Genomic DNA, 14852 nt, shown 5'->3' on the forward strand with positions numbered 1-14852 from the left:
CCTCTTTTTTGTGTTAACGATAAATGGCCGACTATATTTTCATTAGAACAAGGGCGGGACTTTTGCGAGCTTGATTGCTTTAGGAGCGATTTTACTGGATTTATGAGCGGATTTTGTTCCATTACGAGCGACTTTACTAAGTTTGCAGGCGTATTCTTTCCCTTATGTGCTATTTACTCTATTCCCGAGCGAATTTGCCTCAAAATAAAAAACTCCAAAAGTAAACAACGATACCTTCAGAGTTTAAGATAATAATTCCTTGATTTCGGCCGTTATAGTATTCAATCCCAACGAGAAACAACCTCTAGGTAATCACACATTTTTCCTATATAGCATACTCTACACTTGATAAACAAGTATGTTAAAGGGAGGTTGGAGCATTGAAAAAATGGGTGAAGTCCAGTCTGTTGGTTATAATAGCAAGTCTAACGGTTCTTCTCATTGCAGCATGCAATGATTCAGAGGAGCTTCAAACGGTCAAAGTCGGTGAAGTTACTCGCTCCATTTTCTACGCACCTCAATATGTAGCGATTACCCAAGGTTTTTTTGAAGAAGAAGGGTTAAATATAGAATTATCTACAGTCGCTGGTGGAGACAAAACGATGACTGCTTTATTGTCAGGTGGTATTGATATTGCCCTTGTTGGTTCGGAAACATCGATTTACGTATCTGCACAGGGAGCAAATGATCCGATTAAAAACTTCGCGCAGTTAACTCAGACAGACGGCACTTTCTTGGTTGCTCGTGAGGAAATTGAAGATTTTTCGTGGGATATGCTTAACGGTTCAACATTCCTCGGTCAGCGTAAAGGTGGAATGCCTCAAATGGCTGGAGAATTTGTATTGAAAAAACACGGAATCGACCCTCAGGAGGATTTAGAGCTAATTCAAAATATTGACTTTGCGAACATTTCAACAGCATTTGCTTCGGGTACAGGAGATTTCGTTCAATTATTCGAGCCAACTGCCAGCGTTTTTGAGCAGGAGGGAATTGGGCACATTGTTGCTTCATTCGGTACCGAGTCAGGTCACCTACCTTATACCGTTTTCATGGCAAAGGATAGCTTTATGAAAGAAGATCCAGAAACAATAGAGAAGTTTACAAGAGCGCTAAAGAAAGCTCAGGACTTTGTTTACGAAGCTTCCGCAACAGAAGTGGCTGAAGCTATTCAGCCTTACTTTGAAGATACTGATGTAGAATTGATTGCAACAGTGGTTGAACGTTATCGTGAACAAGAATCATTTGCAAAAGATCCGATTCTAGATGAAGAAGAGTGGAATAATCTGCAAGACATTATGGATGAAGCCGGAGAATTACCAAAACGTATGGATTATAACGAATTAGTAGATACGACATTTGCAGAGAAGGTTTTGGAGTAAATGTCCTTTCTGAATGTCAGCAACGTCCACCATACGTATTTTTCAACAGAAGCAGCAACAGTGGCCTTAAAAGATATTAATCTTGCAATCAATAAAGGGGAATTCGTTTCCTTTATCGGTCCCAGCGGCTGTGGTAAAACAACGCTTCTTTCAATAATTGCGGGTCTTTTTAAACCGACTTCAGGCTCTGTTCAAATTGAAAATCAAGATGTCCATGGAAATATAGATTTGTCGATTGGCTATATGCTGCAACAAGATTATCTGTTTCCTTGGAAAACGATAGAAGAGAATATCACTATAGGATTAAAGCTGCTTAAGGATGACAAGAAAAACTATGGAAATGTCGCTTCCGCTCTTTTAAGCGATGTCGGCTTGCCGCCCGTCGAGAAAAAGTATCCAATGGAATTATCCGGTGGGATGCGTCAAAGGGTAGCGTTGGCTAGAACCCTAGCAGTCGATCCGAAAATCTTGCTTTTGGATGAACCGTTTTCAGCGCTGGATTACCAGTCGAAGTTAAAGCTTGAGGATTTGGTTTCCCACAAATTAAAAGAATATGGAAAAACAGCAGTTCTCGTTACACATGATCTTGGTGAAGCGATTGCCATGAGTGACCGCATCTTCCTTTTTTCGGCACGTCCCGGCAGGCTGCATCAAACCTTTGAGGTGCCAAATGAATTAAGAGTGCTAACGCCTTTTGAAGCAAGGGCACATTCAAGCTATTCCACCCTATTCCAAAAGATATGGAAGGAGTTGGAAAGTCTTGAATAATCAAAAACTTCATGAACAATTTTTGCAATCTCTTAGGAAAGAAAAAAGATGGGTTCGATTTTATCAATTGTTGATCCTTATTGCATTTTTCGGGTTATGGGAAATGGCTTCCCGTTTCAGCTGGATAGATCCATTAATCTTCAGCTCACCATCAAAAGTAACGAGTCTGCTTATCGACAATATTGCAGATGGTTCCATTTTAGTGCATATTAGCTATACGTTATTTGAAACTGTACTCGGGTTTATTATAGGGACCTTGCTGGGAACGATTTTAGCCGCAATTCTTTGGTGGTCGCCTTTTTTATCCAAGGTGTTGGATCCATACTTGGTTATATTAAATTCCATGCCCAAAGTTGCTCTTGGTCCAATCCTGATTGTGGCGATGGGACCCGGAATGGGCTCGATTATTACCATGGGGGCAATTATATCGGTCATCATTTCAACGATCGTGATCTATACTTCCTTCAGAAATGTTGATGCCAATTACTTAAAAGTATTGCAAACCTTTAATGCAACACGCTCACAAATGTTTAAAGAAGCCATTTTACCATCCTCATTTCCAACTATTATTTCGACATTAAAAGTGAATGTGGGTTTATCATGGGTAGGGGTCATTGTGGGAGAGTTCCTAGTGTCCTCCAAGGGGCTGGGCTATTTAATCATTTACGGTTTCCAAGTATTCAACTTTAACCTGGTTCTTATGTCTCTGCTCATCATTGCCGTATTTGCTACCATTATGTATCAATTAGTGGAATTGCTTGAAAAAAGGCTTATTAAAAATATATGAAAATAAAAAATCCTTGAATGATTACTTCAAGGATTTTTTGATGTTGTTCGAAGTTAGAATTCTTCATCGATGGGCGATGAAGTACGGAAAAAACGAAAATTCCCAGTTGCCAATCTGCTTTCCGTATTGACGGAAATTCGACCATGACATTCCGTACACATATAAGTATGGATTGGTCGGTTACGCAATTTCTTTGCTAATGGCAGGTCATCGTCAAGCTCGTTGATCGAATCGCAAATTACACATTTGACACGCATTTATATTGGCCTCCTATCGGTCAACGCGGATCGCTGCAATATTTTTGATAGGATTGTCAACGTTTGAACCATCGGCAAATAGTAGATGTACAGGACCGCCATCGTTAATGGGCTTCCCATCCTGGCTATATTTAAAAATAACTGTATTTGCTTCTTCAACGGACATAGCTACTTCTTGGCCGTTCATTAATTCGAAGACTACTTGCTTTGCATCATCTTCAATTTCGGCATTTTTCAGGAAGTGTTTTATTTCCATTCCGAATGTACCAGTTTTCATACCTTGACGGTCAAATTTTCTTTCTGTCTTTAGTGTAGGAGGATAAACAGCTCCCTCCATAATTTCACGCGACCAATGTCTGCCTGTATTTAATAGGTATTTTAGGTCTTCATCTTCAGCTTCCGGTTTTTCCAGGAAGTAAGTATTTAAATCTATACGGCGATCGTCAAAAATCCATACAGTAGGATCTAAAGTGATTCTATATTTAACTGCACCTTTAACTGGTATAATACTTTCCATTTCAAAAGTCCCCCTAAATCTATATATCCATTTTAGTATAACGCGATTGATGGCAATTAATAAAGAAATATAAATCAAAGTTACCTTTTCATATGTATACACTTGCATTTTTATCAGCTAAAAGATAAACTTTAATAAGATAGAATAGAAGAAATTCAAATGATGGGGGCGTCCTCATGGATACGAAATCACAAGCTTCCTTCCAGGAACAAGCTTTAGAATTGCTGCTTAAGGATGCAGATAAAATTGCACGTTTAATAAAAGTTCAAATGGATCATTTAACAATGCCATCATGTCCTTTATATGAAGAAGTTCTAGATACTCAAATGTTTGGCTTATCACGTGAGATTGACTTTGCTGTAAAGCTTGGATTGATTGAGCGTGAACGGGGAAAAGAAATTCTAGATACATTAGAAAAAGAGCTTTCCTTGTTACATGAAGCATATACAAACAAATAATTTAAAACTCAAACGCATCTTGGCGATTTGAGTTTTTTTTACAAACAAGAACGTTATTACAAATTAATCTGCTCAAGGGAATCCGTTGCTATTGCAATAAGGAGCTAATTTTTAGCTAAGATGGGGAATTGAGAATGAAAAAATATCTAAATTACTATGTGAAGAATTTTGATTATCCGTTGTTCTTTACGTATTTGTTTTTATGCCTGTTTGGACTTGTCATGATTTACAGTTCAAGTATTATGGTCAGCATTGTCGAAGAAGATGGTACCTCTACATACTATTATCGAAAGCAATTAATAAATCTGATTATCGCATCTTTTGCATTTCTAGTAGGTGCATTTTTCCCATATAAGCACTTCAGCAGCAAAAGAATCATGCAAATATTGCTATTCCTCACTTTTATATTCCTAATATGGGTAAAAATTGATGGGATCGAAGCCGGGGGAGCAAGAAGCTGGATTAATTTGTTTGGGCTTATGAATTTCCAGCCTTCCGAATTTGCTAAACTATTTATAATCTTGTATTTTGCAGGCGCCTTTTATCGAAAAAGTTTAAATAATCCTATGGAAAATTTGGAGCCGAATAATATTGTTTATCCAATACTTGTTTGGTTAGCCATTATTTTATTCGTCGGTACAGAAACAGATTTAGGAGCAGTATTGATTTTATCCGGTATTGCGGTATCTGTTGTTGCTGCCAGCGGGATTCAATTCAAGAAGTTCATCAAGTTTTTCACGGTGCTTATCGGATTTGGTTCAGCACTTATAGGTCTGATAATTTTAGTAAAAGGCAGCGAAATTCTTACAGATAACCGAATGGGCCGCATCAAATCTTTCTTAAACCCATTTGAATATGAAAGCGGTTCTAGTTATCAAATAATTAATGGCTATATTGCAATCGGTTCTGGGGGCTTAGAAGGGGTTGGTCTAGGCCAGTCAATTCAAAAATTAGGTTATTTACCTGAACCCCAAACCGATTTTATCATGGCGATTATCGCCGAAGAATTAGGTATTCTAGGTGTCATCATTGTACTGGGCGGTTTAGGATTTATTATAATTAGGGCTTTGATTATTGCTCTAAAAACAAAAGATCCGCTTGCTAGAATGATAGCTGCCGGGATCGGCAGCTGGATTGCTGTTCAATCGTTCATAAACCTTGGGGGATTATCGGGACTTATCCCGTTAACCGGTGTGACGCTACCATTTATCAGTTATGGCGGAACATCTATATTGTTATTATCATTTGCAATGGGAGTATTAATTAATATTTCCATGTATGTGAAGCTGGAGAAGAAGTTATAAGGGGGAATCGTTGTGAAGAAAATTAACAAAATTTTAGTTGCAAACCGGGGAGAAATTGCAATTCGTATTTTTCGTGCATGTAACGAATTGAAACTTAAAACTGTAGCGATTTATTCAAGGGAAGATAGTGGTTCGTATCATCGTTATAAATCGGATGAATCTTACCTGGTAGGGGAAGGCAAGAAACCGATTGATGCATACTTGGATATTGAAGGAATCATTGAAATCGCTAAGCAAGCGAACGTTGATGCTATTCACCCTGGATATGGCTTCTTATCAGAAAATCTTGAATTTGCTAGACGTTGTGAGGAGGAAGGCATTATCTTCATTGGCCCTACTTCAGCACACTTGGATATGTTTGGTGACAAGGTGAAAGCAAGGGAACAAGCGATTGCTGCAAAAATCCCTGTTATCCCTGGGACTGATGGTCCAGTTTCTAGTATCGAAGAGGTTTATGAATTTGGTGAATCCCATGGCTATCCACTAATGATTAAAGCAGCTCTTGGCGGCGGCGGTCGAGGTATGCGACTAGTCCACTCGAAAGAGGAACTGGCATCCAGCTATGAACGTGCAAAATCCGAAGCAAAAGCTGCCTTCGGCTCTGATGAAGTATACGTAGAAAAAGCAATCATAAAACCAAAGCATATAGAAGTACAAATCCTGGGGGATGCTTCAGGCAATATTATTCACCTTTATGAACGCGATTGCTCGATTCAAAGACGACACCAAAAAGTAGTTGAAATTGCTCCATCCAATTCTATATCAAAGGATCTTCGTAATCGAATCTGTGATGCTGCTGTACAATTAATGCAGAATGTGGGATACATAAATGCAGGTACTGTAGAATTTTTAGTTTCCGGTGACGAATTTTACTTTATTGAAGTAAATCCAAGAATTCAGGTTGAACATACAATTACTGAAATGATTACGGGAATCGATATCGTTCATGCGCAAATCAAGATTGCGGAAGGGCATCTTCTGCACTCACAGGAAATTGGCATCCCTGCACAAAGCGAGATACCACTTTTCGGTTATGCTATCCAATCACGTGTAACAACAGAAGACCCAGCGAACGATTTTATGCCGGATACAGGTAAACTGATGGTTTACCGTTCAAGTGGCGGTTTTGGAGTACGCCTGGACGCGGGGAATGGTTTCCAAGGGGCTGTAGTAACGCCTTACTACGATTCACTGCTTGTTAAAATCTCTACTTGGGGCATGACATTTAAAGAAGCGTCCGCGAAGATGCATCGTAACTTAAGAGAATTCCGTATTCGTGGAGTTAAAACCAATATTCCATTTTTGGAAAATGTAGTACTGCATGATCATTTTATCTCTGGCAAGTTTGATACAAGCTTTATCGATACAACTCCGGAACTGTTTAATTTCCCTGTACGTAAAGATAGAGGGACAAAGATATTAAACTACATCGGGAATGTAACATTAAATGGATTCCCTGGAGTTGAAAAACGTTCAAAACCAATCTTGGTACAGCCAAACAAACCGAAAGTTGATTTAAAAACTGAAATTCAACCTGGTACAAAGCAAATTCTGGAAGAGCGCGGAGCAGAAGGGCTAATTTCGTGGATTAAAGAGCAACAAGATGTATTGTTGACTGATACAACGTTCCGTGATGCCCACCAATCTTTACTGGCTACTCGTGTACGTTCGCAGGATATGTACCAAATAGCTGACTATAATGCTCGCATGCTAAAGGATTTCTTCTCATTTGAATTATGGGGTGGGGCAACATTTGATGTAGCTTACCGTTTTTTAAAGGAAGACCCATGGGCACGTCTTGAAAAATTGCGTGAACAAATGCCGAATGTATTGTTCCAAATGTTATTGCGCGGAGCAAATGCAGTAGGATATAAAAACTATCCAGATAATTTAATTCGTGAGTTTATAAGAGAATCCGCATCTTCGGGAATTGATATTTTCCGAATTTTCGATAGCTTGAACTGGATTAAAGGAATGGAAGTGGCGATCGATGAAGTCCGTCAAACAGGCAAAATTGCAGAAGCAGCAATTTGTTACACTGGCGACATTTTAGATGATTCACGCTCAAAATATTCTGTCCAGTACTATAAAGAAATGGCAAAAGAACTAGAAGCAGCTGGAGCGCACATTTTAGCGATTAAAGATATGGCTGGCTTATTAAAACCGGAAGCTGCATATCGTTTAATTTCAGAATTGAAAGAATCGACTGAATTGCCGATTCATCTCCATACCCACGATACAAGCGGAAATGGGATCTATACTTATGCAAGAGCCATTGAGGCTGGTGTAGATATTATTGATACAGCACTTGGATCAATGTCAGGATTGACGTCACAACCAAGCGCCAATTCGCTGTATTATGCCATGAAGGGCAGCAAGCGTGAAGTGCGTGCAGATATCGATGCACTTGAACAATTATCAGCGTATTGGCAGGATGTACGTACTTTCTATAGTGACTTTGAAAGCGGCATGAATAGCCCGCATTCAGAAATCTATGTTCATGAAATGCCTGGCGGACAGTACAGCAATCTCCAACAGCAAGCGAAAGCAGTAGGTTTAGGGGATCGATGGGATGAAGTGAAAAAAATGTACTCACGTGTCAATCTGTTATTTGGTGATATCGTGAAAGTAACGCCTTCTTCGAAAGTAGTGGGAGATATGGCATTATTTATGGTTCAGAATGACTTGAATGAGGACAATATTTTTGAGCGTGGTTTAACGATTGATTTCCCGGATTCAGTTGTTGAATTGTTCCAGGGCTATTTAGGCCAAATCCCTGGCGGCTTCCCTCAGGAATTACAAAAAGTGATTTTAAAGGACCGAGAAGCAATTACTGTTCGACCTGGTGAACTGCTTGAACCGGTCAATTTCGAAGAGCTGGAAAAAACATTAACCAAAAAATTAGGTCGTCCTGCATCTCATCAAGATGTTTTGGCGTATGCATTATACCCTAAAGTATTTGAAGATTACGTAACTGCACAAGAATTATTTGGAGATATCTCGGTATTGGATACACCAACTTTCCTTTACGGATTAAAATTGGGTGAAGAAATCGAGGTTGAAATCGAAAAAGGGAAAACGCTTATCATCAAATTAATAGAAATCGGCGAGCCGCAACATGATGGAACGCGAATCATGTATTTCGAGTTAAACGGTCAATCTCGTGAGTTAGTAATCCAGGATATGACAGTTGAGGTAGATGGAAACGTATCATTAAAGGCAAATCCAGGAGATCCAAATCAAATTGGTGCAACAATGCCGGGAACAGTACTAAAAGTCGTAGTATCTAAGGGTAGCCCAGTAAAACGTGGTGACCATTTATTGATTACGGAAGCAATGAAGATGGAGACGACTGTTCAAGCACCGAAAGATGGGATTGTAAAAGAAGTATACGCATCTGCTGGCGATGCTATTTCGACAGGCGATTTATTAATAGAATTAGAGTAGTGGAATGGGCAACGGAAGTATTCCGTTGCCTGTTTTTTATAAGACTATTTGCCTTTCCTTTTAATTTGCTTGTTGCTCCGCTTACACTATTAATTCGTATAAGAAAAAACACAACCCGTCCTCGATGGCGGGTTGTGTTTTTTTCTAATTATCTTTTTTCATTATAGTTACTGCGCGAGATTAGTAAAATCATATAGCAGAACAAACCAAACAAACAAGAAATAAATAATGAGTGTAATAATGCCACGATTAAGTTAAGTTTTGTAAAGACAACCAGCATTCCTGTTGTAACCTGAGCCAATAAGATGATGAATGCAATAATCCAGCCATTATAAATAACACGCTGGTTTTTGTAATGCTTGATGGCATGAATCATAATATATGTAACCCAAATAAAAATTAATAGTACTGCCAATCGGTGTCCCATTTGAACCCATTCGTACATATTATTTGGTAATGCAAACGGCTTATCATTGTTGCAAAACGGCCAGTCGCTGCAAGCTAGACTGGATTGGGTATGTCGCACTAAAGCACCAGTATAAACAACTATATATGAATATAAAGAAACGCCCAATGTATGCCATTTAAGTTTTTTACCAATATATACTTTATCGGCATCAAATTTTTTATCTACTTCGAATACGATCATTGCCAATAGCAAAACACTCGCAAATGAAATTAGTGATATTCCGAAGTGCAGTGCAAGGATAAAATCTCCTTGCCCCCATAAAACTTGTGCAGCACCGATTAATGCTTGAGCTATTAAGAAAAAGATTGCTAAACTGCCTAAAAATTTTACTTCACGAATGGAACCTAGTTTACGCCAAGTCCAAATAACTAATGCCAGGACAAGTATTGAAACGGAACCTGTTACTAAACGATGTGAGAATTCTATTAAAACTTCTGTTGTTATTTCTTTTGGAATAAGGGACCCATTACAATCCGGCCAGTTTCGACCGCAGCCTAAACCGCTTTCAGTCTTTGTAACAAGGGCTCCACCCAGAAGAATAAGCAACATACCGATTGTTGTAGCTAAAGCGATCCACTTCAGTAATTTGCTTTGATTCTGTTGCATTTTATGAGCCACCTACTTTTTCTAATCAATACGCTTATTGAAAGACATAAATTTATCATTGATTATGACTTGGAACATGTCTTTGCTTACACTGGTTTAGTTCTGCATTTTTATAGTGCTGCCAGTGTGAAAAGCATCTCTGCCTTTATGATGATAGCGAATAAATAGATAAAAGACAACTTCAAACGGTAGAAGGTTTCACATAGCGAAAGGGTTTTCACAAATTGTTCATAATTTCGTGCTATTACTTTCACAAATGTACCAGTAAAATGCATTACTATAGAGATGTTCATAATACATTTGGCTAACATAACTTGCATTTTGACAAACTTCATTGAAATTTAATGTAATGTCTAGAAATCCACAACAAATTTCGATATAGTTAATGTTAGCGAAATATGCTTACAAAAATGAAAGATAAACATCAACAGGTTTTTGCTTCACGCTTGTTAGGCGATAGGAACCGGCAACGACATGCTTTCTAAAGATTTTCTTGCACTTATTAAAATAGAACCTTAATTCTTCTCTAAATCTTTATTCTTGGGATTTAGGGATTAATTACTCTTATTTGAGCAGTTTGTTAGGTATGAAATGAGGGAAGTAAGTCAGGGTTGATCGTTTAAGCAAAGAGGGTAAAAGATGTTTTGATTTAACTGCTTTTAACATTTTGTGAGCGAAGTTTTGTTATGCAAGGCGATACAAGTTGCCAACATGTGTGACTGGTTGGGAAAATAGCGAATGTCTTGGTCAAAGAAAATTCAGTAACAAAGTATTTAGGTTCTTTTAGATGAAGGTGAAACTTCTATTGGTATAAAGCTTTACTCTTAATGTGTGATTTATATCACTCACATTATTTTTACAATAAGCTATAATTGTACTTAGGAATATCAAACAGCATATATACCAATGCTATTATGTAGAAATGCTGATACATCCTAACATAATTATGGTATTATGGAGATTGTTTTAGTGGTCTCTTGAAGAAATACTTTGTACAGGCTGTCTCATTTTTGGCTACACTATTGAAAAATGGTTTGCTGGCACTAAAGAATCTAAGTTAAGGCACAGAGGAAATCTGATTACAACTTTATGCTTGTTTCTAAATGAAAGAGCGTCTTAAAGTGTGCTTTTTTACATTTTGGAATTCTTCTTTGCAAAGGGATTCATATAGAACTAAAAACCAATGTCATGGTTACACATGAAATACAACAAAGAAAGAGGGGTTAATTAAGCTATGATGAAAGGGCTTAAAAAATGGCGTCTTTTCTCACTGTTAGCGGTAATGACAGTATTTCTTTCTGCATGTGGTGAAGAGTATATTACTACTCTTAAACCAACGGGTGCAGTGGGGAAAGAACAATTTAATTTACTATTATTCTCAATTGCAATTATGGCATTAGTAACAATAGTAGTATCAGTTCTTTATTTATATGCTTTTATGAAGGCTCGCCGTTCTAAATTAGGCGAAGACTACATGCCAAAACAAGTAGAAGGAAGCCATACACTGGAAGTAATCTGGACAGTTATTCCTATCATTTTACTTTTAATTTTAGCGGTTCCAACATTAATTTCTACTTATAAATTTGCGGATGTTAAAGCGATGGATAAAGTAGACGAAGAAGGAAATAAAACAGCGCTAACAGTCAATGTTACTGCTAAATTATATTGGTGGGAATTTGAATATCCAGAACAAGGTATTGTAACAGCTCAAGAACTTGTTGTACCTACTGATGAAAAAGTTTACTTCAATTTAAAAGCTGCTGACGTTAAACACTCATTCTGGATTCCGGCTGTCGGCGGTAAAATGGATACAAACGTAGAAAACGTTAACAAATTCTATCTAGAATTTGGAGAAGAATCAGCTGATCTTAAGGATGGCGTATTCTATGGTAAATGTGCTGAGCTTTGTGGCCCTTCACATGCTTTGATGGATTTCAAAGTGAAAGCTGTTGACCGTAATGAATTCAATGATTGGGTTGCTGCAATGCAAGCTACAGAAGGTGCAACTGCTTCAGCTGAATCAACTGACTTAGGTGAACAAACATTTGCAAATAGCTGTTTAATGTGTCACGCCGTATCAGGAGTTGGTGCTTCTGGAGCTATGGGACCAAACTTAACAACATTTGGTGATCGCAATCGTGTAGCAGGTGTGCTTGAACATTCCAAAGAAAGTTTAGAAGAATGGGTTAAAGACCCAGAAGCAATTAAACCAGGCAACTTAATGACTGGTAAATATGGTGAACTTTCAGATGAAGAAATCAGCGCAGTTGCAGATTACATTATGGGATTATCTATCGAAGAATAATACGAACGAGATAGTAACACTTGAAGGAGGTAAAAGTTGTGAGCTCTGCCGCAGTTACAAATAAAAAGGGCTTTGGAGCAACATTATGGGACTATTTAACAACTGTCGATCATAAGAAACTTGGCGTAATGTATTTATTTGCCGGGACTTTATTCTTCGCAATCGCAGGTTTTGAAGCATTATTAATGCGTCTTCAGTTAATGATTCCAAATAATGATTTTGTTTCAGCCGGTACATTCAATGAATTACTAACAATGCATGGTACGACAATGCTATTCTTAGCAGCTACGCCATTGCTATTTGGCTTTATGAACGCAATCGTACCATTACAAATTGGTGCACGGGACGTTGCATTCCCATTCCTGAATTCTTTAGGATTCTGGTTGTTCTTCTTGGGAGCACTATTTTTACACTTATCATTCTTTTTAGGTGGAGCGCCTGATGCTGGTTGGACTAACTATGCGTCATTAGCATTATACTCACCTGGACATGGTATCGACTTTTATGTATTAGGTTTACAAATTTCGGGTGCCGGGACATTAATTTCTGGTATTAACTTCATCGTTACGATCATTACAATGCGTGCACCTGGTATGACATTTATGCGTATGCCATTATTTACTTGGACTTCTCTAATTTCAAGTGCATTAATTTTATTCGCATTCCCTCCACTAACTGTAGGTTTATTCTTAATGTTAGTTGACCGTATGTTCGAAGCTAACTTCTTCGACCATACAATGGGTGGTAACACAATAATTTGGGAGCATTTATTCTGGATTTTTGGTCACCCTGAAGTATATATCTTAGTTTTACCTGCATTCGGTTTATTCTCTGAGATCATTCCGGTATTTGCACGTAAACGTTTATTCGGATACTCTTCAATGGTATTCGCTACAATTTTAATCGGTTTCCTAGGTTTCATGGTTTGGGCCCACCACATGTTCACAACAGGACTTGGTGCAACAGCTAACGCAATCTTTGCCGTTGCTACAATGGCAATTGCCGTTCCGACGGGTATGAAGGTATTTAACTGGATTATGACGATTTGGGGCGGGTCGGTTAAAGTAACAGTACCAATGCTTTACGCACTTGGTTTCATTCCATCATTCGTAGCTGGTGGGGTAACAGGTGTTATGCAGGCAGCTGCACCACTTGACTACCAATTACATGATTCTTACTTTATCGTAGCCCACTTCCACTACGTTATCGTTGGTGGTATCGTTACAGCTATCTTTGGTTCAATGCACTTCTATTGGCCAATTATGTTCAACCGTGCTTTAAGCGAGAAATTAGGAGTATGGACTTTCTGGATCTTCTTTATTGGGTTCCACTGTACATTCTTTATCCAGCATTTCTTAGGTTTAATGGGTATGCCTCGTCGTGTATTCACATTCCAGGCAGATCAAGGTTGGGATTTATTTAACTTTATCTCATCAATCGGTGCTATTTTAATGGCAATTGGTGTAATTTTATTAGTAATTAATATTATTATCACTGCTAAATCTAAACCATTAAATTGCCGCGACTACTGGGGAGATGGGCGTTCACTTGAGTGGGCAATCAAAACACCAGTACCGTTCTATAACTTTAAACAAACTCCACTTGTACGTGGATATGACCCTTATTGGTTGGAAAAACATGAAGGAAACAAAGAAGGCATGATTTATGCAGAGCCACTTGGCGACATCCACATGCCGAACAATTCAATTTTACCTTTAGTTATGTCAATTGGTACTTTTGTTGCTGCATTCGGTGCACTTTACCATCCAGATGGTAAAGCTTGGGCAATTCCAGTATTGATTCTTGGTCTTGCAATTACGGTTGGTGCTATGATCGTACGTTCTGTTAAAGATGATCTTGGTTTCCATGTTCATGTTGAAGAAGTTATAGCAACAGAAGAACATCTTTATGGAAAAGGGGGTAACAAATAATGGAAGAAACTAAATTTACCCCTCAAACTTGGCCTGATAAGCCAGAACAAGCAACTATGGAAGGGAAAAATAAATTCGTAGGAATTTGGATTTTCATTTGTAGTGATATCACACTATTTGCCAGTGTGTTTGCTACTTACCTTTCTTTAAAAGATAAAGGTCCAGCAGGTATGGAGTTCTCTGCTGCTTCATTATTCGAATTACCGTTAGCATTTGTAATGACAATGTTGCTTTTAACATCATCATTAACTTCGGTTTATGCAATGTACCATTTGAAAAACCATAATTTCAAAGGCGTTCAAATTTGGATGAGTATTACCGTATTATTAGGTCTTGGATTCCTTGCCCTTGAGATTTATGAGTTCTATCACTATGTACACCTTGGCTTCGGTTATACACAATCAGCGTTCTCATCTGCATTCTTTACTTTGGTAGGAACGCACGGATTGCACGTAGTAATTGGTTTAGTTTGGATTGTATGTTTAATCGTTCGTAATGCAAGACGTGGATTAAGCTTATATAATGCGCCTAAATACTATGCTGCGTCTATCTTCTGGCACTTTATCGATGTAATTTGGGTATTTATCTTTACTGTAGTTTACTTGATGGGGGTGTTAGGATAAT

13 protein-coding genes are annotated in these 14852 nt (G+C 38.2%); 9 read left to right on the forward strand and 4 right to left on the reverse strand.

Annotation, left to right across the window (positions count from 1 at the left end):
* Window positions 1-380: 380 nt before the first annotated feature.
* Genes QYB95_RS02395 through QYB95_RS02405 form a run of 3 tightly spaced genes read left to right on the forward strand, consistent with a single transcriptional unit; the run spans window position 381 to window position 2934 of the window.
* The gene (locus QYB95_RS02395) at window positions 381-1379 is read left to right on the forward strand and encodes an ABC transporter substrate-binding protein (protein ID WP_301136473.1); all 999 of its coding nucleotides are present in this window, start codon (window positions 381-383) and stop codon (window positions 1377-1379) included.
* A complete protein-coding gene (locus tag QYB95_RS02400; RefSeq protein ID WP_301136474.1) occupies window positions 1380-2147 on the forward strand; it encodes an ABC transporter ATP-binding protein in 768 nt (255 codons plus the stop codon).
* Window positions 2140-2934: an ABC transporter permease gene (locus tag QYB95_RS02405; RefSeq protein WP_301136475.1), complete on the forward strand. Its 795-nt coding sequence runs from the start codon at window positions 2140-2142 to the stop codon at window positions 2932-2934. Before QYB95_RS02400 ends, QYB95_RS02405 begins: the two co-directional genes overlap by 8 nt.
* Before the next feature lie 53 nt (window positions 2935-2987).
* Here QYB95_RS02405 and QYB95_RS02410 read toward each other — a convergent pair whose 3' ends face one another.
* Both QYB95_RS02410 and QYB95_RS02415 read right to left on the reverse strand, forming a co-directional pair.
* Window positions 2988-3191, reverse strand: coding sequence for a YlaI family protein (locus QYB95_RS02410; protein ID WP_301136476.1), 204 nt, complete (start codon window positions 3189-3191; stop codon window positions 2988-2990).
* A gap of 13 nt (window positions 3192-3204) precedes the next feature.
* Window positions 3205-3708 carry a peptidyl-prolyl cis-trans isomerase gene (locus QYB95_RS02415; protein ID WP_301136477.1) on the reverse strand — a complete coding sequence of 168 codons (504 nt, stop codon included), beginning with the start codon at window positions 3706-3708 and terminating at the stop codon, window positions 3205-3207.
* Window positions 3709-3884: 176 nt separating this feature from the next.
* Between QYB95_RS02415 and QYB95_RS02420 the strand changes: the two genes are divergently transcribed.
* From QYB95_RS02420 to pyc, 3 genes are all read left to right on the forward strand, one after another.
* Window positions 3885-4166 (forward strand): Fpa/YlaN family protein, encoded by a 282-nt coding sequence (locus QYB95_RS02420; RefSeq protein ID WP_301136478.1) that lies wholly within the window; start codon window positions 3885-3887, stop codon window positions 4164-4166.
* Window positions 4167-4300: 134 nt separating this feature from the next.
* Window positions 4301-5470, forward strand: a complete 1170-nt coding sequence (locus QYB95_RS02425; RefSeq protein WP_301136479.1) for an FtsW/RodA/SpoVE family cell cycle protein — start codon at window positions 4301-4303, stop codon at window positions 5468-5470.
* 12 nt (window positions 5471-5482) lie between these two features.
* On the forward strand, window positions 5483-8917 hold the full coding sequence (gene pyc / locus QYB95_RS02430; protein ID WP_301136480.1) for a pyruvate carboxylase: 3435 nt from the start codon (window positions 5483-5485) through the stop codon (window positions 8915-8917).
* Between the two features lie 148 nt (window positions 8918-9065).
* Here the strand turns inward: pyc and QYB95_RS02435 are convergent, their stop codons facing one another.
* Window positions 9066-9992 carry a COX15/CtaA family protein gene (locus tag QYB95_RS02435; RefSeq protein WP_301136481.1) on the reverse strand — a complete coding sequence of 309 codons (927 nt, stop codon included), beginning with the start codon at window positions 9990-9992 and terminating at the stop codon, window positions 9066-9068.
* A gap of 110 nt (window positions 9993-10102) precedes the next feature.
* Window positions 10103-10312: a hypothetical protein gene (locus QYB95_RS02440; RefSeq protein ID WP_301136482.1), complete on the reverse strand. Its 210-nt coding sequence runs from the start codon at window positions 10310-10312 to the stop codon at window positions 10103-10105.
* A 914-nt stretch (window positions 10313-11226) separates the two neighbouring features.
* Here QYB95_RS02440 and coxB point away from each other — a divergent pair.
* From coxB to QYB95_RS02455, 3 genes are read left to right on the forward strand one after another with little or no spacing between them, the layout of a single operon-like run.
* The gene (gene coxB, locus QYB95_RS02445; protein WP_301136483.1) at window positions 11227-12297 is read left to right on the forward strand and encodes a cytochrome c oxidase subunit II; all 1071 of its coding nucleotides are present in this window, start codon (window positions 11227-11229) and stop codon (window positions 12295-12297) included.
* 38 nt (window positions 12298-12335) lie between these two features.
* The gene (locus QYB95_RS02450) at window positions 12336-14228 is read left to right on the forward strand and encodes a cytochrome c oxidase subunit I (RefSeq protein WP_301136484.1); all 1893 of its coding nucleotides are present in this window, start codon (window positions 12336-12338) and stop codon (window positions 14226-14228) included.
* Entirely contained in the window at window positions 14228-14851 is a 624-nt protein-coding gene (locus QYB95_RS02455) for a cytochrome (ubi)quinol oxidase subunit III (protein WP_301136485.1), read from the forward strand. The genes QYB95_RS02450 and QYB95_RS02455 overlap by 1 nt, the downstream gene beginning before the upstream one ends.
* Window position 14852 lies beyond the last annotated feature (1 nt).

Source organism: Ureibacillus aquaedulcis (assembly GCF_030418165.1).
In the GTDB taxonomy this organism is placed as follows: domain Bacteria; phylum Bacillota; class Bacilli; order Bacillales_A; family Planococcaceae; genus Ureibacillus; species Ureibacillus aquaedulcis.

Bases quoted from the DNA above. Each gene is read 5' to 3' on its own strand.
- QYB95_RS02400 (WP_301136474.1), top strand. From the start codon at position 1,380: ATGTCCTTTCTGAATGTCAGCAACGTCCACCATACGTATTTTTCAACA.
- QYB95_RS02410 (WP_301136476.1), bottom strand. From the start codon at position 3,191: ATGCGTGTCAAATGTGTAATTTGCGATTCGATCAACGAGCTTGACGAT.
- QYB95_RS02415 (WP_301136477.1), bottom strand. From the start codon at position 3,708: ATGGAAAGTATTATACCAGTTAAAGGTGCAGTTAAATATAGAATCACT.
- QYB95_RS02420 (WP_301136478.1), top strand. From the start codon at position 3,885: ATGGATACGAAATCACAAGCTTCCTTCCAGGAACAAGCTTTAGAATTG.
- QYB95_RS02425 (WP_301136479.1), top strand. From the start codon at position 4,301: ATGAAAAAATATCTAAATTACTATGTGAAGAATTTTGATTATCCGTTG.
- QYB95_RS02435 (WP_301136481.1), bottom strand. From the start codon at position 9,992: ATGCAACAGAATCAAAGCAAATTACTGAAGTGGATCGCTTTAGCTACA.
- QYB95_RS02440 (WP_301136482.1), bottom strand. From the start codon at position 10,312: ATGCAAGTTATGTTAGCCAAATGTATTATGAACATCTCTATAGTAATG.
- coxB (WP_301136483.1), top strand. From the start codon at position 11,227: ATGATGAAAGGGCTTAAAAAATGGCGTCTTTTCTCACTGTTAGCGGTA.
- QYB95_RS02455 (WP_301136485.1), top strand. From the start codon at position 14,228: ATGGAAGAAACTAAATTTACCCCTCAAACTTGGCCTGATAAGCCAGAA.